The organism is Streptomyces lavendofoliae (assembly GCF_014649735.1).
Classification (GTDB): domain Bacteria; phylum Actinomycetota; class Actinomycetes; order Streptomycetales; family Streptomycetaceae; genus Streptomyces; species Streptomyces lavendofoliae.
In genome coordinates, this window is the sequence record NZ_BMTP01000003.1 from 56,547 (window position 1) to 83,381 (window position 26,835).

Genomic DNA, 26,835 nt, shown 5'->3' on the forward strand with positions numbered 1-26,835 from the left:
CGGCCGGGCGGCTACACGTTGTCCAGCACGCCGCCGAAGAAGCTTGCCACCCGATGTCTCACCTTGTGCCAGCGGCTGCAGTACTCCCGCGGGAACCAGCGGCGGTTCTGCACCAGCGGACGGTGACACGACCTGCACAGCACGGTCCGGCCCCGATCGGCGAAATCCCCCATGGGGGCGACCCTATCCGGTCGGCGAGTTTCCACTCTGGAAAAACACCACTTGCCATCCCGGAAACTCACCCCTACTGTTTCCGTTATGGAAACCAACGGGGATGTCATCCGTCCGACGGCGCAGCAGGCGCTCGCCGCCCTCGCCCAGGCCGAGCAGGTCTCGGCGTCGACCACCGCCTTGTCCGCCACCCCGTGGCCGCGCTGGTTCGCCGCCGCGGTCACGCTCTACACCGCCGCCCTACCGCCCGTGTACGGAGGCATGCTGGCGGACCACGACTGGTTGCTGCCCCGGGCGGCCTGGACCGTGATCATGGCGGTGCTCACGGCGGCGTACATGTCGCTCTTCGCGGTCGCGGCCTCCAACTGGCGCAAGAAGACAGGTGTGGCACTCCGCTTCGACGTCCTGCCGAAGCACGTCACCCTGCCGCTGATGATCGGCCTGCCCGCCGTGCTGCTGGGATCGGCCATGGTCTTCCGCGCCACCCACGAGCCGTTGTGGCTGTTCGCCGCGTCCGCCGTCGGAGCCGGGACGTCCGTCGCCTTCCATCTCGTCTTCGTCCGACTGCACCGGAAGGCCTCATGAGCGGCTCCACACCCGACCCCATGGACGGCTTCGACACCACGATCCACGCCCCCAACCGGCTGCGCATCTGCGCCGTCCTGGACACCGCAGGCGAGGCCGAGTTCGGCACCGTGCAGCAGCAGTTGGGCGTCTCCGCCTCGGTCCTGAGCAAGCACGTCACCGTCCTGGCGGACGCCGGCTACGTCGAGCAGCGCAAGGCGGTACGCGACACCCGCCAACGCGTCTGGCTGCGCCTGACCCGCCCCGGCCGCGACGCCTACCACGCCCACCTCGCCGCCCTGCGCGCCATCGTCGGCCCCTGACCCGCCCGGGGCGGCGCCCTAGGCCCCGAAGCCGAGCAGGGCCACTTCGAGCGGGAGGACCGGCGGGGCCGGCGACGGCGGCGGCTCCTGGGCCCGCCCCGTGTGCGTGGCGGGCACGACCTTCAGGGCCCCCACCCCGCCGGCGCCCCACGGCGCCTCCGTCGGCGGCAACGACAGCGTCACGCGCCGGCCGTCACCGAGCGACGTCTCCAGCTTCATCGGGTCGTTCACCGTCATGGCAACTCCCTTACATGGACAGCCTCACCCTCAAGGACGAGCACCCACCGCCCAGGGTTCCCGCCCCCGGCCCGGCGGCCCGGCTCAACTCCCCGCCCCGATCCGCTCAACCGGTCCCGGAAAGCACGCAGGGCGTGGCTCCTGCCCGGAGCCACGCCCTGCGCGACGTGCTGTTTCCCTGACCTGCAAGCGGTGGGTGTGGGATTTGAACCCACGGTGACATCGCTGCCACGACGGTTTTCAAGACCGTTCCCTTAGGCCGCTCGGGCAACCCACCCGTGCTCCGCCGCGCCGGCGGTGGAGCGGGCAACAGCCTACCGGTTGACGGGTGGGGGGCGGGCGGGTCAGGGGGGTGACTCGGCCCAGACGGCGGGGCCGCCGCCCTGCCAGTGGATGAGGCGGGTGGTGGCCACTTCGTCCGGGCCGAGTTCGAGGCCCACGGCGCTGAGCAGGTCGACCAGGTCGGCGACGCTGTGGGCGAGGCCCAGAGGGCTGCCCTCGGCGTGGACGTCGCGGCCGCCGGACGCGTTCGGCGGGAAGACGGTCACGGGCGGCTGGTCTGCGGTCATGCCCCCACTGTGGACCGGTGCCCGGCTCCCGGCACGCCGGGGCCGGGAGCCGGGTGACGGGACGCCGGTCAGCCGCTGTCGCCCTTGCGCTCGCCCAGGGTGACGTCGACCGTCGTGCTCTTGCCGCCGCGCTCGTAGGTCAGGGCGACCTTGTCGCCGGGCTTGTGGGTCCAGATCTCGCTGATCAGCGTCGGGCCGCTGTCGATGGTCCGGTCGCCGAACTTGGTGATCACGTCGCCCGGCTTCAGGCCCGCCTTCGCGGCGGGGCCGCCCGGGACGACCGCCGGGGTGCCGCCCTCGCCCTGGGGGACGATACGGGCGCCTTCGGTCTCCTCGGCCATGTTCACCGTCGCGCCGATGACCGGGTACACCGGCCGGCCCGTCCGGATCAGCTGGTCGGCGACGGTCTTGGCCTGGTTGACCGGGATGGCGAAGCCCAGGCCGATGGAGCCCGCCTGGGACTGGCCGAGGCCGCCGCTGCCCGCCGACTGGATGGCGGAGTTGATGCCGATGACCGCACCGCGCGCGTCGAGGAGGGGACCGCCGGAGTTGCCCGGGTTGATGGAGGCGTCGGTCTGCAGGGCGCTCATGTACGAGTTGCGGCCGGCGCCGGTGCCGTCGCCGGAGGCCACGGGGCGGTTCTTGGCGCTGATGATGCCGGTGGTGACGGTGTTGGACAGGCCGAACGGCGCGCCGATCGCGATCGTCGAGTCGCCGACGGCCACCCTGTCGGAATCGCCCAGCGGGAGCGGGGTCAGCCCCGAGGGAGCCTTCTTGAGCTTCAGGACGGCCACGTCGTAGCCCTGGGCGCGGCCGACGACCTCGGCGTCGTACGTCTTGCCGTCGGAGAAGGTCGCGGACAGGGTGCCGCCGTCCGCGGCGGAGGCCACCACGTGGTTGTTGGTGAGGATGTGGCCCTCCTTGTCGTACACGAACCCGGTGCCCGTGCCGCCCTCGGCCTCCGAGCCGCCGGACTTGGCCTCGATGGTGACGACGCTCGGCAGGGCCTTGTTCGCGACGGCGGCGACCGTGCCCGGCTCGCGCTTGAAGCCGGCCGGGGCCTCGCCGGCGGCGACGGTCGTGGAGCTGGTCGAGCCGTCGTTCTGCTCGGCCGCCCAGTACCCGACACCGCCGCCGATGCCGCCCGCGACCAGCGCGGCCACCAGGAGGGCAGCGACCATCCCGCCGGAACGTTTGCGCGGCGGCCCGGCGGTGGGCGACAGCGGCGCGCCCCACGCGGGCGGGGGCGGCGGAGCGGGCCAGCCGGTACCGGCGGGCGGCGGGGCGACGGGCGGGGTACCGGGCGTGTGGTGCGGCGGCACGCCGTGGGCCCGCGTCGGAGCCGTGGCGGCCGACGGGGCGTGCGGGGGCGCGTGCGGGGGCGTACGGGGCGGCTCCGGCGCCGCCGTCTCGTGGGCGCCCCCCGCCGGCGCGGCCGAAGAGGGCGGCACGGGAGGTACGGACGGGGCGGGCGGGACCGCGTTGTCCTCGTTCTCGGTGCTCACAGCTCGTTCTCCTCGGGGTTCCACGTCGTCTGCGTCATCTACGTCGTCTGCGTCGTCTGCGGCGGCTTCGGCAAGGGTCCGCTGTGCGGGTGTCTGCGGTCAGCTTTTCCCACAGCCCGTCAGGCCACTGTAAGCCGGACCTGTGCGTCTTCGGGCCATCCTTTATTTCCGGCAAATCAGACGCCCGTCGAAGAGGGCCGAACAGCGGTGGCACCATGTCGCGGTGACCCACGCACGCCAGCACACGATCCAGGTCGTCGCCCACCGCGGCGCCTCCGAGGACGCGCCCGAGCACACCCTGGCCGCGTACACGAAGGCGATCGAGGACGGCGCCGACGCCCTCGAATGCGACGTACGGCTCACCGCCGACGGCCACCTCGTCTGCGTCCACGACCGCCGCGTCAACCGCACCTCCAACGGACGCGGCGCCGTCTCCACGCTGGAGCTGGCCGATCTGGCCGCGCTGGACTTCGGCGCCTGGAAGGACCCGAACGAGAGTCCGGACTGGGGCGACCCCGAGTACACGTCCGTCCTGACCCTCGAACGGCTGCTCGCCCTCGTGGCCGACGCCGGGCGGCGCATCGAGCTGGCCATCGAGACGAAGCACCCCACCCGCTGGGCCGGCCAGGTCGAGGCCCGGCTGGTGGAGCTGCTGGAGCGCTTCGGGCTGGCCCGGCCCCGCCCGGGCACCACCAGCCCCGTACGGATCATGAGCTTCTCCGCCCGCTCGCTCCACCGGGTCGCCGCCGCCGCGCCCGCCGTGCCGACCGTGTACCTGATGCAGTTCGTGACCCCACGCGTGCGTGACGGGCGACTGCCCGCCGGGTCCCGGATCGCGGGCCCCTCGCTCCGGATCGTCCGCGGCAACCCCGGATACGTCGCCCGCCTCCACCGGGCCGGCCACCGCGTCCATGTCTGGACGGTGAACGAGCCGGAGGACGTGGAGCTGTGCGCCCGCCTCGGAGTGGACGCGATCATCACCAACCGCCCCAAACAGGTTCTGTCCCAACTGGGTCGCCTGTAACTCCTGTTACGGGGAGTACTCCGGCGCGTTCGGTGCGTGTCCGGCCGTGCCGAGTGCGTCACCACGTACCGATTGGCCGGTTTCCGGTCCAGTCCACTGGGGCATCCACAGGGTGGCGTGGGGCGAAGGAGGTCTCGGGGGTGGCGTTGGTGGTGGCACAGGAGGTGCCCACGTCGTCGAGCATGGCCGTGTCCCATGGCCCTGCGGGCGTGGGTGAGGCGAGGCACCGCATGCGGGAGCAGCTTCGCCGCAGCGGTATGACCGAAGAGGTCGTCGACGATGCCGTACTGGTCCTTTCCGAACTGCTCAGCAACTCCTGCCGGCACGGCAGGCCGCTGGGCCGGGGCGTGGAGGTCGGCGACGGCGACGTCCGCGCCGCCTGGCGCGTCGACCGGCACGGCACGCTGACCGTCGAGGTGACGGACGGCGGTGGTCCGACCCGGCCCGTTCCTTCGACGCCCTCGGTGACCGCGCGCGGCGGCCGGGGGCTGAACATCATCAGCGCGCTCGCGCAGGACTGGGGCGTACGGGACAGCGCGTCGGGCGAGGTGACGGTGTGGGTGGTCCTCACCGGCGGCCACCGGCGCGACGACTTCGCTACGCGCGTCACGGCTCCGGGGTTCGACCTCCTGGACGCGTACGGGACGTGCGACGCCTTCGGGGACGTCGACTGACCCGGTAGGACCCCGCACGCACCCGTCGGGGGCCGCTGTAGCCACTGTGTCGGGGCCGCCGTGCGCACCGCGTGGAGACCCGCACGACCCCGCACGCACCCCGCACGCACCCGCCGCGTCCACCGCGCCGGGTCCGGCGTACGCACCCGTCGGGACCCCGCCGCACCCACTGGGACCGCCGCACCCACCCCCTGGGGATCGTCGGCGGCACTCGTCGCGAACCCCGGCGGAACCGCCGAGGGATCCCGTGGACCCCACGGGAGGCCCGCAGGACCGACGGGGGCCCGGGCCGGGCGGCGCACGGGCGCGTGGCCCGGCCGGCGCCTCCGGGCGGCTAGGCTCGCGGCCGACACACCAGTGCCGCACCGCCGTTACGGGAGAAGTCACACCATGGGCAAGAAGCGTCCCCAGACGACCAGGGCCGGGAAGCCGCAAGCGCAGCTGAAGGAGGGCGAGATCCCGGTCGTCGGCGCCCGCGAGCCCTGCCCCTGCGGTTCGGGCCGCCGCTACAAGGCCTGCCACGGCCGGGCGGCCGCCCACGCGGTGACCGAGCTGGTCCAGCGTCCCTTCGAGGGGCTGCCCGGCGAGTGCGACTGGGTCGCCCTGCGCGAGCTGGTCCCCGCCGCCACCGCGCCGCTGCACCTCAAGGACGGCCTGCCCGAGGGCGTGCCGTCGGTGACGCTCGCGACCGTCCTGCCCATGGCCTGGCCCGCGCTGCGCCGCGACGACGGCTCCGTCCTGCTCGCCCTCCAGAACGACACCTCCTCCGGGGACCTGAGCCGCGACCTCGCCGACACCCTCCAGCGCGCGCTGGCCGCCGAGCCCGGTACGCCGGTCGCCTCGCACCGGGTGCCGGCCGACGGCCCGCGCCTCCAGGACCTGCTGGACACGGGCGCCGCCTTCGAGCCGGACGTCCACTCGGGCTTCGAGTTCTGGGTGCCGGACTCCGACAAGAGCGCGTCGCCGGAGGTGGCCGCCTCCCTGGAGCGGGCCAACGCCGCCGCGATCCCGACCGTCAAGCTGTCCGGCACGGACGCCGCGTACTGGTGCGAGACGCCCGAGAAGAACCACCTGCGGTGGGTCATGCCGCACCCCGAGGAGCAGCTGCTCGACGCGCTGGCCCGGCTGCACGCCGCCGGACGGTCCTCGCTCGGCGAGGGCACCCGGCTGGTGGGCTCGTTCCGGGCGCACGGGCTGATGGTGCCGGTGTGGGACCTGCCGACCGGGATGGGCGCGAAGGAGTGCGAGCAGCCGGCCGCCGATTTCGCGGAGCGGCTCGCGGAGGCGCTCGCGGTCGACGCGCCGCTGACGGCCGAGGAGCGGCGGGCGCGCGGCGGGCTCACCAACCGCCAGGTCACCCTCAGCTGATCCTCTACCAGAGGCACCCTCGTCCTCACATCCCGACCGGTCGGTGACTTCCGCCACAAGTGCCCGTACCCGAGGGTAAATTCCTGTCCGAATAACTGAGATCGAATTTGCGAACAGCCGATCTCTTGTTACGGTGCTTGAAGCCCGGTCGCTGGTGCATCCCCCGTCGCCAGCGACCGGGCCCTTCCATTTCCGCGGAATGGGAGCCTCCACCCCGGCGCCTCAACTGGTGGCGCCCTCCGGCGAGTTGCTCCCCGAGCGCAGCAGCAGCGGGCTTTCCCCGCTCTCCGCGAACTCCGCCACCGCCGTGTATTCGGCGGAAGTCCCGCGTGACGGCTCTCTGGGCGTCTCGCATACCCCCGGTTCGTCTTCCGCACGCACCTCGCAATGCGCTTGTACGGTGCGCCCGGCGGGTCCCATCAGGGTGAGTACGGCGCCGAGCTCCTCGCCCGTCGCATTCCGGTAGTACGCCCGCGCCCAGGTGTCGCGCCCCTCGGCCAGGACGCACGTCTGGGCCTCCACCCCGTCCGGCGAGGCCACCTCGGGCCCGCAGCTCGCCGCGCCCGAGGCGGCCGGGGCATGGATTCCGGCCAGAAGTGCCGGCGCGCCCCCGGGCGCCTCCCCGGCCCCCCGCGGCGGCGTCGCGTCCACGAGCGGGCCGCCCGGACCGCCGCCCGGACCGCTCGGACCGCCGGGGGAACCGCCCGGCCCCCAGCCGGGGCCACCGGCCGGCCCCCCGGCCGGTCCGGCGGAGGCGGCCGGCGACAGCAGCGCGGCGGCCACCACCACGGCCCCGAGCCCGATGACGCGCAGATTCATGGGAACCCCACCTGCCCAACTGCCCGGGAAACTTGACGGTCAGGCGACGATAGCGACGGAACGCGACCGCCCCGGCGGTCGCGCGCCCGAATCCCGTACAACTCGGCCCCGCTCACACCCGTACGAGTGACGCACGGGCGACAGCGGGGCCAGGAGCCGGCAGGCGCGGTTTCGGTCCTCAGTAACGCAGTCGGCTGCCGCCGTCCGGCGCGCTCGTGCTGGCCTCGACCAGTGCGTCGACGACCGCCTCCACGTCCGGCAGCCACGGGGACGCGGACCCGGCGAGCGGCGCGCGTTCCCAGCGCACCTGCCCGGTCCCGGTGTCCGAGGGCGGCAGCACCAGGTAGCCGCCCTCGCCGTGGAACCGCAGGGAGCTGGGCACGCAGTCCTTCACGTACAGCAGCTCACCGAGTTGTTCGAGGGTGTACGGGGCGACCAGCAGGGACCAGCGGGTGGGCGTCGCCACCACCGGGCCGAGCCGCATCTCCCGCCGGTCCAGCACGCTCAGCGCCCGCGCCGCCGCGACGGCGGGCAGGCTCACGGCGCACGGCGCGCGGCCGCCGGTGGCGAGCAGCACCGGCGCGTCGGGCCGGTTGCCCCACCACCAGCGCACCAGGCGTTCGTCGGTGGAGGCCGCGAGCAGGCCGGGGTCGAAGGGGTGTGCGCCGGGTACGACGCACTCGGGGTCGGGACAGGCACAGCCGCGTTCCCGGTCGCCGCGGCGGCCCCCCGGGGCTTCGCCCCGGGAGGTGCCCCCAGCCGCTTCGAGCCCCACGCCGGGGAGTACGGGCCAGTCCCACTCGGTGGCGCACAGGAGCGCCGCGTCCAAATGGGCGGGCCTCCTCCTGCGCCGGAACCGGAGCCTGCGCCGCCTTCCGAGGATCTCGCGCATGAGCGCTCGTTCCTTTCCGTTGAACGCCGAGGTCATCCACATCACAACAAAAGGTGTGCGTCACTTCACTGTGCGTACGGTCCGGCGCGTCACCGCCGTGCCGGTGCCGGCATGGGGCCGGCCTCTCTTCGCCTGCGGCAGGACACACCGCCGGGGCCCGCCGAACACGGGCCGATCCACAGCCCGGACCGGGTGTCCCATTAAACGCGTGGCGGAGGGTGGCGCGCCCATGGCGCGCACTGGCGGTAGCGCTGTTCTCTTTCCCCGCCACTCGGGGACGGGGCGCGGCCTTCGGGGTCAAGGACGCCAGGGCTTCCCGCCGGGTTCCGGGCTTGCCCCAACTGCCCCTGGCCGACACCGTCTACGTACCCAGCCGACTCGGAACGACGCCCCCTCGGACCGCGTCCACCGACGCCGCCTGTAGGGGGTGCCCCTTTTCGAACGGGGCTCAGTCGACCGCAAATCCTGTCCATGGGGGGCATTTTTGAGCCAGGTTGCGACTCAGGTAAATACCGGGTGCCCGAGCCGTGACAATGCTGGACATCGCCTCACTTGTGCGTGTAGATGTGGTTGCAGTGACAGCGGCGCAGATTGACATGGGGGTTTGCGATGCTATCCAGCGAAACGCGCCCGTCGAAGACTCGACTGCCATGAGCGCCCCTCACCTGCCGAAAGTGGCTGGAATCGATCCAACTGTTCCGGCGCCCGCGCACACTGCGGAGCCCCTGCACGGCCTCCCGACCCCACCCGTCGCACCCGGCGCGATGATCCAGGACAAGCTGGCGGGCTGGGTCTCCGACCTCACCACGCTGCACGAACTCACCGAACGCCTCACCCGCACGGGCACCCTCCACGACGCCCTCCAGGAGGTCCTGCGCGCCGGCGCCGCGCTCGTCGGCGCCCGCCGAGGCATGGCCGTCCTCGAACCCGCCGACGGCCTCGGACCCACCACCACCATCGGGCTGGGCCTCGCCCACGCCGACCTCGGCACCATCGAGACCGTGCCGCGCAGCGCCACGTCCTACGGCCGCATCCTCGACGACCTGCCCGACGGGCCCCCCGCCGAGCGGCGGCCCTCCGGCGCCGCGGCCGTGGCCGTTCCCGACCTGTTCGCCGACGAGGGCCTCGATCCGCGCCACCGGGAGGTCGCCGCCCGCCTCGGCTACGCCGCCAGCTACGCCGTGCCGCTCACCACCGCGGCGGCCGGGAGGCTGGGTGCCGCCGTCTGGCTGTACGACGAGCCCGCCGAACCGGCCGAGGGCCGGCGCCACCTCGTCGGCCTGTACGGGAGGTACGCCTCCGAGCACCTGGCCCGGCTCCTGGAGCTGGAGCGGGGCCGCGCCAGGCTGGCCACCATCGCCGAGGAGCTGCTCCCCAGCCGGCTGCCGCGCGTCCCGGGCGTCCAGCTCGCCGCCCGGCACCGGACCGGCCCGCAGGGCGGCGGCGACTGGTACGACGCGCTGGCGCTGCCGGAGGGCGCGCTCGGCATGGCGGTCGGGTCGGTGTCCGGGTCGGGGCCCAGCGCGCTGGCCGCGATGGGCCGGCTGCGCGCCTCGCTGCGGGCGTACGCGGTGATGGAGGGCGAGGATCCCGTCGCCGTGCTCTCCGACCTGGAGCTGCTGCTGCGCCTGACCGAGCCGGCCCGGTCGGCCACCGCGCTGTTCGCGTACGCCGAGCCCGCGCACCGCAGGGTCGTGCTGGCCGGGGCGGGGCACACCCCGCCGCTGATCGTGGGCGAGCGGCGCACCGAGTTCGTCGAGACGTCGCTGTCGGCCCCGCTCGGGATGCTGGCCTGCTGGGAGGCGCCGAGCGTGGAGATCGCCCCGGAACCGGGCGAGACGGTGCTGCTGTGCACGGACGGGTTGCTGCGGCGCACGGGGGACACGATGGACCGGGCCTTCGCGCGGCTGCACGCGGCCGCCACGACCGTCTCCAAGGCGGACCGGGCCGACCCGGGCGCGGTCGCCGACCACGTCCTGCGGACGGTGCTGCCGGACGGCGGGCGCGGGGACGAGGACGTGGTGGTGCTGGCCGCCCGCTTCGAGTGACGGCGCGGTGACGAAAGGCCCTGGGGCCGGCCGTCCGCACGACCGTACGATGGTGGGGATCCCCCCTGCCCGGCACCCGGGCGTGGGGGAGGTCGATGTCGTACCGATCAGGAGGCGGACCCGTGGCCGAAGAGCTCACCCCGGAGACCCCGGAAGAGACCGACGAGCCGATCAAGCAGCGCAAGAACGGCCTGTACCCGGGCGTGTCCGACGAGCTCGCGGAGAACATGAAGTCGGGCTGGGCCGACACCGAGCTGCGCGGCCTGGAGCCCATAGCGCAGGCGGCGCACACCGCGGCCCGCCGCGCGGCGCTGTCCGAGCGCTTCCCCGGCGAGCGGCTGGTGATCCCCTCGGGCAACCTGCGGACCCGCTCCAACGACACGGAGTACGCCTTCCGCCCGTCGACGGAGTACGCGTACCTCACCGGTGACCACACCCACGACAGCGTCCTGGTGCTGGAGCCGCGGAAGGCCGGCGGCCACGAGGCCACGGTCTACCTCCTGCCGCGCTCGGACCGGGAGAACGGCGAGTTCTGGCTCGACGGGCAGGGCGAGCTGTGGGTGGGCCGCCGGCACTCCCTCACGGAGGCGGAGCAACTGCTCGGCATCCCGGCCAAGGACGTGCGCGACCTGCCTGCCGCCCTGGCGGAGGCGACCGGCCCGGTGCGCAACGTGCGCGGCCACGACGCGGGCATCGAGGCGGCCCTGACCGACAAGGTCACCGCCGAGCGCGACGAGGAACTGCGGGTGTACCTCTCCGAGGCGCGCCTGGTGAAGGACGAGTTCGAGATCGGCGAGCTCCAGCGCGCCTGCGACTCGACCGCGCGGGGCTTCGAGGACGTCGTCCGGGTGCTGGACAAGGCCGAGGCGACCAGCGAGCGCTACATCGAGGGCACCTTCTTCCTGCGCGCCCGCGTCGAGGGCAACGACATCGGCTACGGCTCCATCTGCGCGGCCGGACCGCACGCCACGACCCTGCACTGGGTGCGCAACGACGGCCCGGTCCGCTCCGGCGAGCTGCTGCTGCTGGACGCGGGCGTGGAGACGACGACCCTCTACACGGCCGATGTGACGCGGACCCTGCCGATCAACGGCCGGTTCACCGAGCTCCAGCGCAAGATCTACGACGCCGTGTACGACGCCCAGGAGGCGGGCATCGCGGCGGTGCGGCCCGGCGCCAAGTACCGCGAGTTCCACGACGCCGCGCAGCGGGTGCTGGCCGAGCGGCTGGTGTCCTGGGGCCTGCTCGGCGACATGGACGTGGAGAAGGTTCTGGAGCTGGGTCTCCAGCGCCGCTGGACCCTGCACGGCACCGGTCACATGCTGGGCATGGACGTCCACGACTGCGCGGCCGCGCGGACCGAGACGTACGTGGACGGCGTCCTGGAGCCGGGCATGTGCCTGACCGTCGAGCCGGGTCTGTACTTCCAGGCGGACGACCTGACGGTGCCGGAGGAGTACCGGGGCATCGGCGTCCGGATCGAGGACGACATCCTGGTCACCGAGGACGGCAACCGGAACCTGTCGGCCGCGCTGCCCCGCAGGTCGGACGAGGTCGAGGCGTGGATGGCGGGCCTGAAGGGCTGAGCCTTTGCCCCGGCCCCCGTCGCCACGAGGCCCCCGCCGGTCGCCACCGGCGGGGGGCCTCGTCGTACGCGTGCGCTTCAGGAGGCCACGAGCGGGGCGTCCGTACGCCACTTGACGATCTTGTCGAAGCTGACGACCGCGCCGCCGCGCCCCGATCTGTTGCCGAAGTGGACGTGGTCGGCCAGTTCCTCGATGAGGCGCAGGCCCCGGCCGTTCTCCGCCTCCAGGACGGGCCGGCGTACCGTGGGCGCGGGTCCGGCGGGGAAACCGGGGCCCGAGTCCGCCACTTCGATGCGGCACTTCTCGCCGTCCAGGTACGCGGTCACGCGGTACTCCGCGGAGACGTCCCCCGTCTCCGTCCGCCCGCCGTGCTCCACCGCGTTGGCGCACGCCTCGGTGAGGGCGAGGGACAGGTCGTAGGAGATCTCCGGGTCGACGCCCGCCGTCTCCATGGTGCCGAGGAGGAGGCGACGGGCGAGCGGAACGCTCGCGGCCTCGCGCCGCAAATGGAGTGACCACCAGATGCTCATGCTCCAGCCTCCTGGCTGCGGCTCGACATACCGTTACGTATTGCCCCCACCTCTGCGTAGTAAGCCCCGCGTTGACGCGAGGGCCCCCGTTCGGCGGATATGCGTAGCCCGTACGCCGGTGTATGTCGGCGTGTGTCGCACTCTGTCCGGGCCATGCGGACTCCGGTGGCCAAACGGTGACCTTCCGGACCTGCCGTGTGCGCGGAAGGGGCGCAGTGCGATGATGGCCCGGCCATGTATGCCCCTTCCGCTGGTCCGCGGCTGCTGAGGGCCGCGGTGTTCACCGCGGTCTGCCTCGTGCTGTCCGCGCTGGGACATGTGCTCGCGGCCTGCGAGACCGTCCCGTGGTGGACGCTGGCCCTCGGTTTCCTCTGCGTGTTCGTGTCGGTCGTGCCGTTCGCCGGGCGCGAGCGCTCGCTTCCCGTGATCGCCACGGCGCTGGCCGGCGGCCAGCTCGGCCTGCACGCGCTGTTCGGGCTCGGACAGCGACAGCGGCTCACGGTGGGTATCGGCGACCGGGCGGACGACGCGCTGATCCGGATGGCTGCCAAACTGGTGTGCGGGGCGGGCGCTTCGTCGCTGAGCCCCGCGGACGCGCACCGGATCGTCACCCGCGCCGGACTGGACCCGGCCACGGCCGTGTCCCGCGCGGAACACGCCGGACACGCGGGGCACACGGGCGTCGCCGGCATCGTGGCGGAACCCGCCGCCGGGCTGTGGCCCGGCCTCCCCATGATCCTCGGACACCTGCTGGCCGCCGTCGCGACCGGCTGGCTGCTGCGGCGCGGCGACCTCGCCCTGCTGAAGCTGGGCCGGCTGTCGTCGCGCGGTGCCACCGGGCTCGCCGAAGGGGCGCTCGTACGCTCGCTGCGCGCCTCCCTCGCCCTCGTACGCGCCCTGGTCGCCGGGCTGCCCGCGCTGCCCGCGGGCGGGCCGAGGCCGCCGCGCGCCGAGGACGACCCCCCGCCGCCCGCCGCGGCGGAAGCACTCCAGCACACGGTGATCAGGCGCGGCCCCCCGGCCGTATCCCTCTACGCCCTCGCAGCCTGACACGGCCCACTCGACGGGAGTGGTGCCGTGGTGCGCCCTCGCGCGCTTTCACCGCTTTCCTGCTCTCTGTGGAGTGTGTTCCGTCATGAACGTCTCTTCCCGTGTCGCCCTGGCCGGTGGCCTCGCCCTCTCCTCCGTGGTCCTGCTCTCCGGGACCGCCTCCGCGCACGTCAGCGTGCAGCCGCAGGGTGAGGCGGCCAAGGGCGGGTACGCCACGGTCGCCTTCAAGGTCCCGAACGAGCGGGACAACGCCTCGACCGTGAAGCTCGAGGTGACCCTCCCCGCCGCCCACCCCCTCGCGTCCGTCTCGACGCAGCCGATCCCGGGCTGGAAGGCCGAGGTCACCAAGGCCAGGCTCGACAAGCCGCTGGAGATGCACGGCAAGAAGATCACCGAGGCGGCCACGAAGATCACCTGGACCGCCACCGGTTCGAAGATCGCTCCCGGTGAGTTCCAGCAGTTCACCGTCTCCCTCGGGCAGCTCCCCGAGGACACCGACCGTCTCGTCTTCAAGGCCCTCCAGACGTACGACAACAAGGAAGTCGTGCGCTGGATCGAGGAGCCGAAGGACGGCGCCCCGGAGCCGCAGACCCCCGCGCCCGTCCTGAAGCTGTCCGCGGCGACGGACGACCACCACGGCGCCGGCGAGTCGGACGACGACGCGGCCGGCAAGGCGGGCGACAAGGACCACGGCACGGGGGAGAAGGCCGCGGCGGCCGGCTCCGGTGACACCACCGCCCGGGTCCTCGGTGTCATCGGCATCCTCGTCGGCGCCGCCGGTGTCGCCTTCGGCGTCCTCGCCGGACGCCGCCGCTCGGCCTGACGGCCGTCCCCCGCACACCCCGAAAGAGAAACCCCATGCACCTCCAGAAGACCCGCGGACGGTTCCGTCCGCGCCGCCGCACCCGCGTGCTCGCCGCCGCGCTCGTCGCGGTCTCGGCACTCACCCTGTCGGCGTGCGGCGGCGGTGACGAGGACACCTCGTCCACCGGCCTGTCCGTCGGGACGCCGTCGCCGGACAAGGCCGCGACCGTACTGGACCGGCCCTTCGAGAAGCCGAACCTCGTCCTGAAGGACACCAAGGGCGAGACGTACGACCTGCGGGAGCGGACCAAGGGCAAGCCGACGCTGATCTACTTCGGCTACACGCACTGCCCCGACGTCTGCCCCCTGACGATGAGCAACATCGCGCTGGCCTACAAGGAGCTCCCCCCGGCCGACCGGGCCGAGCTCCGAGTCGTCTTCGTCACCACCGACCCCGAGCGGGACACCTCCGCCGAGCTCGCCAAGTGGCTGCCCGGCGCCGGCGACCCGTCCTTCACCGGCCTCACCGGCGACTTCCCGACCATCCAGGCGGGCGCGCGCCAGATCGGCATCAGCATCGACCCGCCGAAGAAGGAGAAGGACGGCTCGGTCGTCTCCATGCACGGCGCGCAGGTGATCGCGTTCTCGCCGAAGACGGACCAGGGTTACGTCGTCTACGACGACGACACCACCGCCGAGGAGTACGAGAAGGACCTGCCGAAGATCATCAAGGGGGAGAACCCGTGACCCGCCGTTCCGCCCTCACCTCCCTGACGACCGCCATGGCCCTCGCCGGGGCCATGGCGCTCGGCGGCTGCTCCTCCGGCGGCGGTCCGGAACTGGAGGTCCACGGGGCCTTCATGCCGCAGCCGGTGGGCGACATGGCCGGCGGCTTCCTGACCGTCAGCAACAGCGGCGACGCCGCGGACAAGCTCACCTCGGTCACCAGCCCCCTCTCCGACGACGTCCAGATCCACGAGACGAAGGACCAGAAGATGCGGCAGGTGACGTCCTTCGACATCCCCGCCGAGGGTGAGCTGAGGCTCGAACGCGGTGGCAGCCACATCATGTTCATGGGCATCAAGAAGCAGCCGAAGCGGGGCGACAAGGTGCGGATAGAGCTGCACTTCGAGAAGTCCGGCCCGATCGAGGTCGACCTCCCGGTGGAGGCCGCGACCCACAACCCGTCGAAGCACCAGGCACCGGGGGACCGACACCCATGACGCCCACCGCCCCGCGCTTCGGAACCGCCCACGTCCTGTGGCTGATCCTGGCCACCGCGGCGCTGCTCGGCACCGTGCTCTCCGGCACGGCGAGCGCCCACGCCGCGCTCACCGGAAGCGACCCGAAGGACGGGGCGGTGGTCGCCACCGCCCCCAAGGGCGTCACGCTCACCTTCTCCGAGCAGGTCGCCCTGGGGGACGACGCGATCCGGGTCCTGGAGCCCAGCGGCAAGCGCGCCGACACCGGCGAGCTGCGCGACCTGTGCGCCGGATCGGTCGTGAAGTACGGCGTGAACCTGCACGCCGGGCTGCCGGACGGCACGTACACCGTCGCCTGGCGGGCCGTGTCCGCCGACAGCCACCCCATCTCCGGCGCGTTCACCTTCTCCATCGGCGCCCCGTCGAAGACCACCGTCGCGCTGCCCGGGGAGAAGGCGGGCGGCGGGGTCGTCGGGGTGCTCTACGGGATCGCGCGGTACGTCTCTTACGGCGGGTTCGTCCTGCTGGTGGGCGGCGCCGCGTTCGTCCTGGCCTGCTGGCCGCGCGGCGCGGCCGTACGGCCGCTGCAACGGCTCGTGGTGCGCGGGTGGGTGGCGCTGACGGCGGCCACCGCGGCGCTGCTGCTGCTGCGCGGGCCGTACACCGGCGCCGACTTCGGGCCGGGCTCGCTCGGCGCGGTCCTGGAGACCAAGACCGGCGCCGCGCTGGTCTCGCGGCTGCTGCTGCTGGGCGCGGCGGCGCTGTTCGTCGCCGTGCTGTTCGGCGCCTACACCCGGCGGGAGGACGAGGGCGAGAAGAAGGACCTCACCTTCGGGCTCGCCATCGGGGGCACCGTGGTCGCCGCCGGGATCGCGGGTACGTGGGCGCTGTCCGAGCACGCCTCGGCGGGGCTCCAGCCGCTCGTCGCGATGCCCGTGGACATCCTGCACCTGCTGGCGATGGCCGCCTGGCTGGGCGGGCTGGCCGCACTGCTGGTCGTCCTGTACCGGGAGCCGTCCATCGAGCGGTCGGCGGTACGGCGCTTCTCCCGCGTCGCGTTCGGATCCGTGGTCGTGCTGGCCGCCACCGGGATCTACCAGTCCTGGCGGCAGGTCGGCTCCTGGTCGGCGCTGACCGGTACGGCGTACGGCCGGCTGCTGCTGCTCAAGGTGGGGCTGGTCGCCGTCCTGGTCGGGGTGGCGTGGGTCTCGCGGCGGTGGACGGAGCGGCTCGCGGAGACGGCCGCCGTGACCCAGGAGGAGGACGCGGGGGCCGGGGAGGACACGGAGGCCGGGCAAGCCGGGCAAGCCGGGGAGGACGCCGGGGGCGCTCGGGGGCAGGTGGCCGTGCCGGACGATCCGGAGCGCGCCGCCCAGCTCGCCCGGCAGAGGGCCGCCCTCGCCACCGCCCGCGCCCGGCGCGCCCGCGACGCCGACCCGGAGCGGGCCGGGCTGCGCCGTTCCGTGCTGGCGGAGGCGGGCGTCGCGGTGGTGCTGCTCGCCGTGACGACCGTACTGACGACGACCGAGCCGGGCCGTACCGAGGAGGAGGCGGGGCGCGCGCAGGCGTCCGCCCCGGCCGCGGTGCCGGACCGGCCGCTGGACCTGGCGCTGCCCTTCGACACGGGCGGCGTGAACGGCAAGGGGACGGTGCGGCTCACCCTCGATCCCGGCCGCTCCGGCGGGAACGCGATGCACGTGTACGCCGAGGGCCCGGACGGGCGCCCCCTGGACGTACCGGAGCTGAAGGTGTCCTTCACCCTGGAGTCGCAGCAGATCGGTCCGCTGCCCGTCGTGCCCGACCGGGTCACCGCCGGGCACTGGACGTCGGCCGCCGTGCAGATCCCGATGCCCGGCGAGTGGAAGCTCCAGGTGACCGTGCGGACCTCCGACATCGACCAGACCACCATCGACAAGAACGTGAAGATCGGCTGACCTGACCGTGAGCACCGAGAACCTCGACATCTCCAGGCGCAAGCTGCTGGGCACCGTCGGCGCGGCCGGCGCGACCGGGCTGGCGCTCGGCGCGGCCGGCGGCGCCGCGGCCTACGCCGCCGGTTCGCAGCCCGCCGGTACGGCGCTGGCGTCCGTCGGCTCGACCGCCGTGCCGTTCCGCGGCACGCACCAGGCGGGCATCCTCCAGCCGTTGCAGGCACGGGGCCACCTGGTGGCCTTCGACCTGGCGCCCGGGGCGGGGCGCAAGGAGGCCGTCGCGCTGATGCGCCGTTGGTCGGCGGTGGCCGAGCGGCTGATGGCGGGCGAGCCGGCGGGCCCCGGGGACACCGGGGTCGCCCTGGACGCCGGGCCGTCCTCGCTGACGGTCACGTTCGGCTTCGGCGCCTCCTTCTTCGACCGGACGGGGCTGGTGGCCCGGCGTCCCGCGGAGCTGGACCCGCTGCCCGCGTTCTCCTCCGACCGGCTGGACGCCGGGCGGTCGAACGGCGACCTGTGGGTGCAGATCGGCGCCGACGACGCGCTCGTCGCGTTCCACGCGCTGCGCGCCGTGCAGAAGGAGGCGGGCGCGGCGGCGAGGGTGCGCTGGCAGATGAACGGTTTCAACCGCTCGCCGGGTGCCACCGCGCGGCCGATGACCGCCCGCAACCTGATGGGTCAGGTCGACGGGAGCCGCAACCCGAAGCCGTCCGAGCCGGACTTCCAGAAGCGGATCTTCGTCGCGGCGGGCGGGGACCAGCCGTGGATGACGGGCGGTTCGTACGCCGTCGTCCGCCGGATCAGGATGCTGCTGGACGACTGGGAGAAGCTGCCGCCGGAGCGGCAGGAGCGGGTCATCGGGCGCCGCAAGTCGGACGGGGCGCCGCTGACGGGCGGCGGCGAGACGTCGGAGCTCGACCTGGACAGGACGGGGCCGGACGGGAAGCCGGTCGTCCCCGCCGACGCGCACGCCCGTATCTCGGCGCCCGAGCAGAACGGTGGCGCGGCGATGCTGCGGCGCCCGTTCTCGTTCCACGACGGCATCGGGGCGGACGGGACGCCGGACGCGGGGCTGCTGTTCATCGCCTGGCAGGCCGATCCGCGCAGGGGCTTCGTACCGGTGCAGCGCAAGCTGGACCGGGGGGACGCGCTGTCGCCGTTCATCCGCCACGAGGCGAGCGGCCTCTTCGCCGTTCCGGGCGGGCCGGGGGCGGGCGAGTACGTGGGACAGCGGTTGCTGGAGGCGTGACCGCGCGGGCGTCCGGCGCATTAGGGTGACCGGTATGTCGGCCACTCGCTATACGTATCTCGGTCCCGAGGGCACCTTCACCGAGGCCGCCCTGCGCACTCTCCCGGAAGCCGCCACACGGGAGCTGGTGCCGATGGTCTCGGTGCCCGCCGCGCTGGACGCGGTGCGCAACGGGGAGGCCGCCGCCGCCCTCGTACCGATCGAGAACTCGGTGGAGGGCGGGGTGACCGCGACCCTCGACGAACTGGCGTCCGGCGAGCCGCTGATGATCTACCGCGAGGTGCTGCTGCCGATCGCGTTCGCGCTGCTCGTCCGGCCCGGCACCAAGCTGTCCGACGTCAAGACCGTCACCGGTCACCCGGTCGCGCAGCCGCAGGTCCGCAACTGGCTGCGGGCGCACCTGCCCGAGGCGGTGTGGGAGTCGGCCGCCTCGAACGCGGACGGGGCGCGGCTGGTGCAGGAGGGGCGTTTCGACGCGGCCTTCGCCGGTGAGTTCGCGGCGGCGACGTACGGGCTGGAGGCCCTGGTCTCCGAGATCCACGACGCGGAGAACGCGGAGACCCGGTTCGTGCTGGTGGGCCGGCCGGCCCGGCCGGCGGCGCCGACGGGCGTTGACAAGACGTCGGTGGTCATCTGGCAGCGCGAGGACCACCCGGGTGCGCTGCTGGAGCTGCTCCAGGAGTTCGCGGCGCGCGGGGTCAACCTGATGCTGCTCCAGTCGCGGCCGACCGGTGCGGGCATCGGCAACTACTGCTTCGCCATCGACGCCGAGGGGCACATCGCGGACCGGCGGGTCGGCGAGGCGCTGATGGGTCTGAAGCGGATCTGCGCGAACGTCCGGTTCCTCGGCTCGTACCCGCGCGCCGGCGCGACGGAGGAGGACGTGACCCCGCTCCGGCCCGGGACGTCCGACCGGGAGTTCACGGCGGCGTCCGACTGGCTGGTCCGGTGCCAGGACGGCCGGGCCTGACCGTACATCCACAGAAGTTATCCACAGGGGTGCTTCTCGACCTGGGGACAAGTCGACAACACAACGGGACAGGGTCGACAAATCTCCCCGGTGGCCTCAAGTGGCTTCAGAGTGCCGCACCGGGCGCGTGTCACCTCAATTCCGCCGATCAACTCCTTAGGGCGAGAATTTCCCACCCGAATGAGTGGGTGGGACGGGTTTGGCCGGGGAATCCCGGGTGAATCCACGGTGACGACACAGCAATCGGAATGATCGATTTCTGAGTCCACAGCGGATTCGCACAGCCTGTGGATAACTTGCCGAATCGGCGGGCCTCTGTGGACAACGACGCTCGAACACCGCCGGGGAGCGGCGGCCGGACACAGCGGCCTGTCGCCCATTCCCGGGCGAGAGGGGCGGGGAGGCGGAATTCCGGTGCGCTTTCCTCGGGGATAAACTCCTGCATATCGGGCAAAGTGACACGCAAGGCCCACACGGCATATCGGCTGGGGTGACACGAGCACGCACCGGTAGCCTGGTGGGGTGATTGACCTTCGCCTGCTCCGTGAGGACCCCGACCGTGTTCGCGCCTCCCAGCGCGCCCGTGGAGAGGACGTCGGCCTCGTCGACGCCCTGCTCTCCGCCGATGAGCGGCGCAGGTCGTCCGGCGTGCGCTTCGACGAACTCCGCTCCGAGCAGAAGGGGCTCGGCAAGCTGATCCCCAAGGCGTCCCCGGAGGAGCGCGCGGAGCTGCTGCGGAAGGCCGAGCAGCTGAAGGCGGACGTCAAGGCCGCCGAGGCCGCCCAGAACGAGGCGGACGACGAGACCAGGCGGCTGCTGCTGAAGCTCGGCAACATCGTCCACGAGGACGTGCCGGTCGGCGGCGAGGAGGACTTCGTCGTCCTGGAGACGCACGGCACCGTCCGCGACTTCGGCGCCGAGGGCTTCGAGCCCAAGGACCACCTGGAACTCGGCGAGGCGCTGGGCGCCATCGACGTCGAACGCGCCGCCAAGGTCTCCGGCTCGCGCTTCTACTACCTGACCGGCGTCGGCGCGCTGCTGGAACTCGCCCTCGTCAACGCCGCGATCGCCCAGGCGACGGAGGCCGGGTTCATCCCGATGCTGACGCCGACCCTGGTCCGCCCGCGCGCCATGGAGGGCACCGGCTTCCTCGGCCAGGCCGCCGAGAACGTGTACCACCTGGAGAAGGACGACTACTACCTCGTCGGCACGTCCGAGGTACCGCTGGCGGCGTACCACATGGACGAAATCCTCGACGCGGAGAAGCTGCCGCTGCGGTACGCCGGCTTCTCCCCCTGCTACCGGCGCGAGGCCGGCACGTACGGCAAGGACACCCGGGGCATCTTCCGGGTCCACCAGTTCGACAAGGTGGAGATGTTCTCGTACGTCGCCCCCGAGGAGGCCGAGGCCGAGCACAAGCGGCTGCTGGACTGGGAGAAGCAGTGGCTGACCTCCCTGGAGCTGCCGTTCCAGGTGATCGACGTGGCCACCGGTGACCTCGGCGCCTCCGCCTCGCGCAAGTACGACTGCGAGGCGTGGATCCCGACCCAGGGCAAGTACCGCGAGCTGACGTCCGCGTCGAACTGCGACAGCTTCCAGGCGCGGCGCCTGTCGGTGCGGATGCGCGACGGCAAGAAGGTGCAGCCGCTGGCGACGCTGAACGGCACCCTGTGCGCCGTGCCCCGCACGATCGTCGCGCTGCTGGAGAACCACCAGCAGGCCGACGGCTCGGTGCGGGTCCCCCCGGTCCTCCGCCCGTACCTCGGCGGCCGGGAACTCCTGGAGCCCGTCTCCAAGTGACCGGGTTCCCTTACAAACTGGTCGCGACCGACCTCGACGGCACGCTGCTGCGGTCCGACGACACGGTCTCGCAGCGCACACGTGACGCGCTCGCCGCCGCCACGGCGGCGGGCGCCGCGCACATCGTCGTCACCGGCCGCGCCGTCCCCTGGACGCGCCACATCCTGGACGACCTGGGGTACGACGGCCTCGCCGTCTGTGGCCAGGGCGCCCAGGTCTACCACGCGGGCGAGCACCGGCTGCTGACCTCCGTGACCCTGGACCGCCAGCTCGCCGGACTCGCGCTGTCCAAGCTGGAGGCCGAGGTCGGTCCGCTGGCCCTCGCCGCCAGCCGCGACGGCCTGGACGGCGAGGTCCTGGTCGGTCCCGGCTACCGGGTCCAGGAGGGGCCGCTGCCGTACCTCCCCTACGAGGACCCGGCCGACCTGTGGTCCGCCCCGCTCAACAAGGTCTACATCCAGCACCCCGAGCTGGACGACGACGCCCTGGCGCTGGCCGCCCGCCAGGCGGTCGGCGGGCTCGTGGACGTGGTGATGGCGGGCGCGGGAGTCGTGGAGATCCTGCCGCTGGGCCTGAGCAAGGCCACGGGGCTGTCCCTGGCGGCCCGCCGGCTGGGCGCGAAGGCGGCGGACACCATCGCGTTCGGGGACATGCCGAACGACATCCCGATGTTCGCCTGGGCGCACCACGGCGTGGCCATGGCCAACGCGCACGACGACCTCAAGGCCGTGGCCCACGAGATCACGGCGTCCAACGACCAGGACGGCATCGCGGTGGTGCTGGAGGAGTTGCTGGCCGGCTGAGCGGCGACCGGCCGGCGGGCCGGGGAGCGGTGACCGTGGGTCGGTGACCGGCGCCCGGTGAGCGGGCGGCGGGCGGTTCCGGGGCGGTACGGGCAGCGGGGCGACGGGCCGGTGTGCCGGGAGGGGCGGCCCGCGCGACGGGTCGCGCGCTCGAAGCGGCCGCCCCCGGCAGCTGCCCGTGCCTCACCAATGTGCCGCGCGCGCGTGGCGCGGCGCCACCGGATTACCGGGGCGCCGCGCTGCCGGGCCCGTACCGCTGCCGGGCCCGTACCGCTGCCGCCGGGGCCTCAGAAGTTGATCATGTGGCCCGCGAGGCCGTGCACGGCCTCCTTGACGGCCTCGCCCAGCGTCGGGTGGGCGTGGACGTTCCGCGCCACCTCGTGCACCGTCAGGTCCCACTGCTGGGCCAGGGTCAGTTCGGGCAGCAGTTCCGTGACGTCCGGCCCGATCAGGTGGGCACCGATGATCTCGCCGTACTTCGCGTCGCTGATCAGCTTCACGAACCCGGTCGCGTCACCCAGCCCGTGCGCCTTGCCGTTCGCCATGAACGGGAACTTGGCGACCTTGACGTCGAAGCCCTTCTCCCGCGCCTGCTCCTCCGTCCAGCCGAAGCTGGCGATCTGCGGCTGGCAGTAGGTCGCGCGCGGGATCATCGGGTAGTCCAGCTCCATGGTCTCCGCGCCCGCGAGCGTCTCGGCGGCCACGACGCCCATGGCCTCGGCCGTGTGCGCCAGCATCAGCTTCGCCGTCACGTCACCGATCGCGTAGATGTGCGGCACCGACGTGCGCGACCGGCCGTCGACGTCGATCGCGCCGCGCTCGGTGAGCTTCACGCCCGTGTTCTCCAGGCCGTACCCCTCGACGTTCGGCGCGAAGCCGATCGCCTGGAGCACCTTGTCGGCCTCCAGCACCTGCTGCTTGCCGTCCTTGCCGGTCACCGCGACCCGCACCTGGTCACCGGACTCGTCGATCGACTCCACCCGCGTGGAGGTCAGCACGTCGATGCCGAGCTTGCGGTACTGCTTCGCCAGCTCCGCCGAGACGTCCTTGTCCTCCAGCGGCGCGATCCGGTCGAGGAACTCGACGATGGTGACCTTCACGCCGTAGTTGTGGAGCACGTACGCGAACTCGATACCGATGGCGCCGGCCCCGGCGATCACGATCGAGCGCGGCAGCTCCTGGGTGAGGATCTGCTCCTCGTACGTCACGACCCGCTCGCTGCGCCGCGTGCCCGGCAGGAGGCGCGGCGTCGCCCCGGTGGCGATGACGCAGTTGTCGAACGAGATCGTGGTGGACGAGCCGTCGGCCAGCGCGACCCGCATCGTGTTCGCGTCCAGGAAGGTGCCCCGGCCGGTGAACTCGGTGATCTTGTTCTTCTTCATCAGGAAGTGGACGCCCTTGACCCGGCCGTCCGCGACCGTGCGGCTGCGCCGGAACGCCTCGCCGTAGTCGAAGGAGACCTGTCCGTCGACCTTGATGCCGTACGTCTTCGCCTCGTGCGTGAAGAGGTGGGCCAGCTCGGCGTTGCGCAGCAGTGCCTTGGTGGGGATGCAGCCGACGTTCAGGCAGACACCGCCCCAGTACTTCTCCTCGACCACCGCGACGCGCTTGCCCAGCTGGGCGGCGCGGATGGCGGCGACGTATCCGCCGGGGCCTGCTCCGAGTACGACGACGTCGAAGCGGTCTGACATGGCTTGCTCCCCAGGGTGTGAGTGAGTGCGGATGTGCCCACAGTAATCCTGGAGGCAAGTTGTAGGATGACTGGGCAACCGGGTGAATGGGCGGAATGGAGCAGTGGACAGATGGTGCTGAAGGCCGCGGGACGGACCTCCCTCGTCGACGCGGTCGTCGACCAGCTCCGCGCCCAGCTCACCCACGGCGAATGGGCCGTCGGCGACCGCATCCCCACCGAGCACGAGCTGGCCGAGCAGCTCGGTGTCGGCCGCAACACCGTCCGCGAGGCCGTCCGCGTCCTGGTCCACGCCGGCCTGCTGGAGTCCCGGCAGGGCAACGGCACGTTCGTACGCTCCACCGCCGACCCCGCCGCCGTGCTGCGCACCGTCCGGGCGGCCGGCGCCCTCGACGTCCTGGAGCTGCGGATCGCCCTGGAGACGGAGGCCGCCCGGCTCGCCGCCGCGCGCCGGGACACCCACGACCTGCTGCGGCTGCGCGCCGCGCTCGCGACCCTCCGCGAGGAGGGCGACCGGGACGCGGACGCCGACCTGGCCTTCCACCGCGCGGTGGTCGAGGCCACGCACAACGCCGCCTTCACCGAGGTGTACCGGTTCTTCTCCGTGCAGGTGCACGAGAGCCTCGTCGAGTCGCTCGGCGACCACGCCATGCCCGCCATCGACCTGGACGCGCACGAGGCGCTGGTCGAGGCGGTCGAGGCGGGCGACCCGGAGGCGGCCGGTGACGCGGTGCGGGAGCTGTTGCGCGCGCCGATGGAAGCGGTCAGGGCGATCGTCGCCACCCGCTGATCCCCCCTCCCGCCAAGCAAGCCGTCCGCGTCCCGGACGCGCGCCGGACGCCGGTCGCGCGCCGGACGCCCGCCACGCGCGTGCCGGAACGCCACGCGCGTGGCGGGTACACGCCGGCGCACGCCGGACGCACACGCCGGACTCACACATCGGACGTGCGCCGGATGTACGTCATCGAGAAAGGTGCACGTTTTGTCACGCCCGGAAGCCGATCAGCTGCTCCTCGACGCGGAGGCCGATGTCCGGCCCTCGCCACAAGGAGCCGCCGCCCGGCGGGCGTTGCTCGCCCATCCCGTACTGCTGCTCGCAGGGATCGTGCTGGCCTCGCTGAACATGCGGGCGGCGCTCGCGAGCGTGTCGCCGCTGGCCGGTGAGATCAGCGCGGCCTTCGGGCTGTCGTCGACCGCGACCTCGCTGGTCACGTCCGTACCGGTGCTGTTCCTCGGCCTGGGCGCGCTGGTCGCGCCCAGGCTGGCCCGGCGGCTGGGCACCGAACAGGTGCTGCTCGGCGCGCTGGTGCTGCTGGCCGCCGGCATCCTCGTCCGCGTCCTGCCCTCCGGGTACGCGCTGTACGGCGGCGGCGTCCTGGTGGGCACGGCGATCGCGCTGCTCAACGTCCTGATGCCCGGCCTGATCAAGCGGGACTTCCCCGACCGGGCCGCTTCCATGACGTCCGTCTACACCGGCTCGATGATCGCGGGCGCGACGGTGGTGGCGGCGGCCTCCGTGCCGCTGGAGCGGGCGTTCGGGGGCAGCTGGGAGGCGTCGCTGGCGTTCTGGTCGCTGCTGGCGGCGGTGGCGGCGGTGGCGTGGCTGCCCCAGGTGCTGATCGCCCGGGGGCGGACCGGGCGTGAGGAGCGCAGCGCCGTACGGGCCCCCGGGACCGGCCGCGGGGTGTGGCGCTCGGCGCTGGCCTGGCAGGTCACGCTGTTCATGGGCCTGCAGTCCCTCTGGTCGTACGTCCTGATCGCCTGGATGCCGACCATCTTCACCGACCACGGCATGAGCCGCTCGGCGGCCGGGGTCGTCTTCGCCTTCAACAACCTCGTCCAGGTGGCCGGCGCCTTCCTGGTGCCGTTGCTGGCCGGCCGGATGCGCTCCCAGCGGCCACTGGTCGCGCTGGTGACCTCGCTGGTGGCGGCCGGGTACGTGGGGCTGATGGCCGCCCCGGTGTCGGGCGCCTGGCTCTGGGCGGCCGTCCTCGGGGTCGGCCAGGGCGGCGCGGTGGGCCTGGCGCTGACGCTCATCGTGCTGCGCAGCGGGGACGCGGTGACCGCGTCGCGGCTGTCGGGGATGGCGCAGACGGTCGGCTACCTGCTGGCGGCCGCCGGACCGCTCGCGGCCGGCGCGGTGCACGAGGCGACCGGGGGCTGGACGGTGCCGATCGCCCTGGTCCTGTGCGTGTGCGCGGCGGCCCTGGTGGTGGGCCTGCTGGCGGCCCGGGACCGCAAGGTCTAGCACCGGGTGAACGACGAAGGCCCTCCACGCGTGCGTGGAGGGCCTTTTCGCGTGACTACTCGTCCCCCGCCAGCGTCAGCGTCCGCAGCTTCTGGCCGGCGTACCAGGTCGCCGCCACCGTCACGCCCGCGAGCAGCGCCACCGCGGCCGGCAGGCCCACGTCGGAGGCGACCAGCCCGTCACCCGTGACCCTCTCGGCGACCGCCAGCGCCCACTGCTGGACGCTGAGCGTCTTGGCACCCTCGATGAGGCTGCCGAACAGGGCCTCCCACACCAGGGCGTACACCAGGCCGATGACGACCGCGTGGCGGCTGACCGTACCGAGCAGCAGGAAGAGCGCGCTGTACGCGATTGAGGCCACGAGCGCGGCGACGGTGTGGGCGACCGCCACCTGCTGGCCGTTGCCGTTGAGGATCAGCCCGGCGAGGAAGGTCGGGACCGCCGAGAACACCATGGTCACGGCGATGGCCACGATCAGCTTGGTGAGGATGATCGTCGGCCGCTTCACCGGCTTGGCCAGCAGGTAGACGATCGAGCCGTCGTCGATCTCGGGCCCGATCGCGCCCGTACCGGCGATGACGCCGATCAGCGGCACCATCGTGGCGAGCGCGAACCCGCCCAGGACGTCGGCGGCGATCTGGTCGTCGGGGCCGTTGAAGCCCCGCACGGCGGCCGCGATGAGCAGCAGCAGCCCCGGCAGGACGAAGAGGATCGCGGCCCGGCGGCGGCCGAGCAGGGCCCGGTAGGTGAGCCGGGCGACTGTGGGGTTGTACATGGT

The 26,835-nt window shown here is 73.0% G+C and carries 27 protein-coding genes and 1 tRNA gene; 18 read left to right on the forward strand and 10 right to left on the reverse strand.

Going from position 1 to position 26,835, the window contains the following annotated elements:
* Window positions 1–11: 11 nt before the first annotated feature.
* Window positions 12–173 carry a hypothetical protein gene (locus tag IE109_RS05900; protein ID WP_189549679.1) on the reverse strand — a complete coding sequence of 54 codons (162 nt, stop codon included), beginning with the start codon at window positions 171–173 and terminating at the stop codon, window positions 12–14.
* Between the two features lie 85 nt (window positions 174–258).
* Here IE109_RS05900 and IE109_RS05905 point away from each other — a divergent pair, with 85 nt between their 5' ends.
* Both IE109_RS05905 and IE109_RS05910 read left to right on the forward strand, forming a co-directional pair.
* Window positions 259–756: a hypothetical protein gene (locus IE109_RS05905; protein ID WP_189549680.1), complete on the forward strand. Its 498-nt coding sequence runs from the start codon at window positions 259–261 to the stop codon at window positions 754–756.
* Complete coding sequence (locus IE109_RS05910) at window positions 753–1,058, forward strand: transcriptional regulator (RefSeq protein ID WP_189549681.1); 306 nt, start codon at window positions 753–755, stop codon at window positions 1,056–1,058. Before IE109_RS05905 ends, IE109_RS05910 begins: the two co-directional genes overlap by 4 nt.
* Before the next feature lie 18 nt (window positions 1,059–1,076).
* On the opposite strand, the gene IE109_RS05915 is transcribed toward IE109_RS05910, so the two are convergent.
* The 4 genes from IE109_RS05915 to IE109_RS05930 all read right to left on the reverse strand — a co-directional run bounded on the left by IE109_RS05915 (window position 1,077) and on the right by IE109_RS05930 (window position 3,369).
* On the reverse strand, window positions 1,077–1,295 hold the full coding sequence (locus IE109_RS05915; RefSeq protein ID WP_189549682.1) for a hypothetical protein: 219 nt from the start codon (window positions 1,293–1,295) through the stop codon (window positions 1,077–1,079).
* 190 nt (window positions 1,296–1,485) lie between these two features.
* Window positions 1,486–1,572: transfer RNA gene (locus tag IE109_RS05920), tRNA-Ser, on the reverse strand.
* 67 nt (window positions 1,573–1,639) lie between these two features.
* On the reverse strand, window positions 1,640–1,864 hold the full coding sequence (locus IE109_RS05925) for a hypothetical protein (RefSeq protein ID WP_189549683.1): 225 nt from the start codon (window positions 1,862–1,864) through the stop codon (window positions 1,640–1,642).
* Between the two features lie 68 nt (window positions 1,865–1,932).
* Window positions 1,933–3,369 (reverse strand): S1C family serine protease, encoded by a 1,437-nt coding sequence (locus IE109_RS05930; RefSeq protein ID WP_189549684.1) that lies wholly within the window; start codon window positions 3,367–3,369, stop codon window positions 1,933–1,935.
* A 223-nt stretch (window positions 3,370–3,592) separates the two neighbouring features.
* Here IE109_RS05930 and IE109_RS05935 point away from each other — a divergent pair, with 223 nt between their 5' ends.
* The 3 genes from IE109_RS05935 (at window position 3,593) to IE109_RS05945 (ending at window position 6,435) form a co-directional block, all read left to right on the forward strand.
* Entirely contained in the window at window positions 3,593–4,393 is an 801-nt protein-coding gene (locus tag IE109_RS05935; protein WP_189549685.1) for a glycerophosphodiester phosphodiesterase, read from the forward strand.
* 53 nt (window positions 4,394–4,446) lie between these two features.
* Window positions 4,447–5,067, forward strand: a complete 621-nt coding sequence (locus IE109_RS05940; RefSeq protein WP_189549686.1) for an ATP-binding protein — start codon at window positions 4,447–4,449, stop codon at window positions 5,065–5,067.
* Between the two features lie 390 nt (window positions 5,068–5,457).
* On the forward strand, window positions 5,458–6,435 hold the full coding sequence (locus IE109_RS05945; protein WP_189549687.1) for a DUF5926 family protein: 978 nt from the start codon (window positions 5,458–5,460) through the stop codon (window positions 6,433–6,435).
* Between the two features lie 222 nt (window positions 6,436–6,657).
* Here IE109_RS05945 and IE109_RS05950 read toward each other — a convergent pair whose 3' ends face one another.
* Both IE109_RS05950 and IE109_RS05955 read right to left on the reverse strand, forming a co-directional pair.
* Window positions 6,658–7,254, reverse strand: a complete 597-nt coding sequence (locus tag IE109_RS05950; protein WP_189549688.1) for a hypothetical protein — start codon at window positions 7,252–7,254, stop codon at window positions 6,658–6,660.
* Window positions 7,255–7,432: 178 nt separating this feature from the next.
* A complete protein-coding gene (locus IE109_RS05955) occupies window positions 7,433–8,146 on the reverse strand; it encodes a bifunctional DNA primase/polymerase (protein ID WP_189549689.1) in 714 nt (237 codons plus the stop codon).
* Window positions 8,147–8,679: 533 nt separating this feature from the next.
* On the opposite strand from IE109_RS05955, the gene IE109_RS05960 reads away from it, so the two are divergent.
* Both IE109_RS05960 and IE109_RS05965 read left to right on the forward strand, forming a co-directional pair.
* Entirely contained in the window at window positions 8,680–10,194 is a 1,515-nt protein-coding gene (locus tag IE109_RS05960; protein WP_189550092.1) for a PP2C family protein-serine/threonine phosphatase, read from the forward strand.
* 122 nt (window positions 10,195–10,316) lie between these two features.
* A complete protein-coding gene (locus tag IE109_RS05965; protein ID WP_189549690.1) occupies window positions 10,317–11,780 on the forward strand; it encodes an aminopeptidase P family protein in 1,464 nt (487 codons plus the stop codon).
* A gap of 77 nt (window positions 11,781–11,857) precedes the next feature.
* On the opposite strand, the gene IE109_RS05970 is transcribed toward IE109_RS05965, so the two are convergent.
* A complete protein-coding gene (locus IE109_RS05970; RefSeq protein ID WP_189549691.1) occupies window positions 11,858–12,310 on the reverse strand; it encodes an ATP-binding protein in 453 nt (150 codons plus the stop codon).
* Window positions 12,311–12,544: 234 nt separating this feature from the next.
* On the opposite strand from IE109_RS05970, the gene IE109_RS05975 reads away from it, so the two are divergent.
* The 9 genes from IE109_RS05975 to IE109_RS06015 all read left to right on the forward strand — a co-directional run bounded on the left by IE109_RS05975 (window position 12,545) and on the right by IE109_RS06015 (window position 22,119).
* Entirely contained in the window at window positions 12,545–13,360 is an 816-nt protein-coding gene (locus IE109_RS05975) for a hypothetical protein (RefSeq protein ID WP_189549692.1), read from the forward strand.
* A gap of 85 nt (window positions 13,361–13,445) precedes the next feature.
* Complete coding sequence (locus IE109_RS05980) at window positions 13,446–14,183, forward strand: YcnI family copper-binding membrane protein (RefSeq protein WP_189549693.1); 738 nt, start codon at window positions 13,446–13,448, stop codon at window positions 14,181–14,183.
* Between the two features lie 35 nt (window positions 14,184–14,218).
* Window positions 14,219–14,911: an SCO family protein gene (locus tag IE109_RS05985; RefSeq protein WP_189549694.1), complete on the forward strand. Its 693-nt coding sequence runs from the start codon at window positions 14,219–14,221 to the stop codon at window positions 14,909–14,911.
* A 35-nt stretch (window positions 14,912–14,946) separates the two neighbouring features.
* A complete protein-coding gene (locus IE109_RS05990) occupies window positions 14,947–15,387 on the forward strand; it encodes a copper chaperone PCu(A)C (protein WP_189550093.1) in 441 nt (146 codons plus the stop codon).
* Entirely contained in the window at window positions 15,384–17,300 is a 1,917-nt protein-coding gene (locus tag IE109_RS05995; protein WP_189549695.1) for a copper resistance CopC/CopD family protein, read from the forward strand. The genes IE109_RS05990 and IE109_RS05995 overlap by 4 nt, the downstream gene beginning before the upstream one ends.
* A 7-nt stretch (window positions 17,301–17,307) precedes the next feature.
* Complete coding sequence (gene efeB / locus IE109_RS06000; protein ID WP_189549696.1) at window positions 17,308–18,546, forward strand: iron uptake transporter deferrochelatase/peroxidase subunit; 1,239 nt, start codon at window positions 17,308–17,310, stop codon at window positions 18,544–18,546.
* Between the two features lie 34 nt (window positions 18,547–18,580).
* Window positions 18,581–19,516: a prephenate dehydratase gene (pheA, locus tag IE109_RS06005; protein ID WP_189549697.1), complete on the forward strand. Its 936-nt coding sequence runs from the start codon at window positions 18,581–18,583 to the stop codon at window positions 19,514–19,516.
* Between the two features lie 522 nt (window positions 19,517–20,038).
* Window positions 20,039–21,316, forward strand: a complete 1,278-nt coding sequence (gene serS, locus IE109_RS06010) for a serine--tRNA ligase (protein ID WP_189549698.1) — start codon at window positions 20,039–20,041, stop codon at window positions 21,314–21,316.
* Window positions 21,313–22,119: an HAD family hydrolase gene (locus IE109_RS06015; RefSeq protein WP_189549699.1), complete on the forward strand. Its 807-nt coding sequence runs from the start codon at window positions 21,313–21,315 to the stop codon at window positions 22,117–22,119. The genes serS and IE109_RS06015 overlap by 4 nt, the downstream gene beginning before the upstream one ends.
* Window positions 22,120–22,406: 287 nt before the next feature.
* Here IE109_RS06015 and lpdA read toward each other — a convergent pair whose 3' ends face one another.
* Window positions 22,407–23,810 (reverse strand): dihydrolipoyl dehydrogenase, encoded by a 1,404-nt coding sequence (gene lpdA, locus IE109_RS06020; protein WP_189549700.1) that lies wholly within the window; start codon window positions 23,808–23,810, stop codon window positions 22,407–22,409.
* A 111-nt stretch (window positions 23,811–23,921) separates the two neighbouring features.
* Here lpdA and IE109_RS06025 point away from each other — a divergent pair, with 111 nt between their 5' ends.
* Both IE109_RS06025 and IE109_RS06030 read left to right on the forward strand, forming a co-directional pair.
* Window positions 23,922–24,599, forward strand: a complete 678-nt coding sequence (locus IE109_RS06025) for a FadR/GntR family transcriptional regulator (RefSeq protein ID WP_189549701.1) — start codon at window positions 23,922–23,924, stop codon at window positions 24,597–24,599.
* 192 nt (window positions 24,600–24,791) lie between these two features.
* Entirely contained in the window at window positions 24,792–26,057 is a 1,266-nt protein-coding gene (locus IE109_RS06030) for a CynX/NimT family MFS transporter (RefSeq protein WP_189549702.1), read from the forward strand.
* A 55-nt stretch (window positions 26,058–26,112) separates the two neighbouring features.
* Here IE109_RS06030 and IE109_RS06035 read toward each other — a convergent pair whose 3' ends face one another.
* Entirely contained in the window at window positions 26,113–26,832 is a 720-nt protein-coding gene (locus tag IE109_RS06035; RefSeq protein ID WP_189549703.1) for an ABC transporter permease, read from the reverse strand.
* Between the last annotated feature and the right edge of the window lie 3 nt (window positions 26,833–26,835).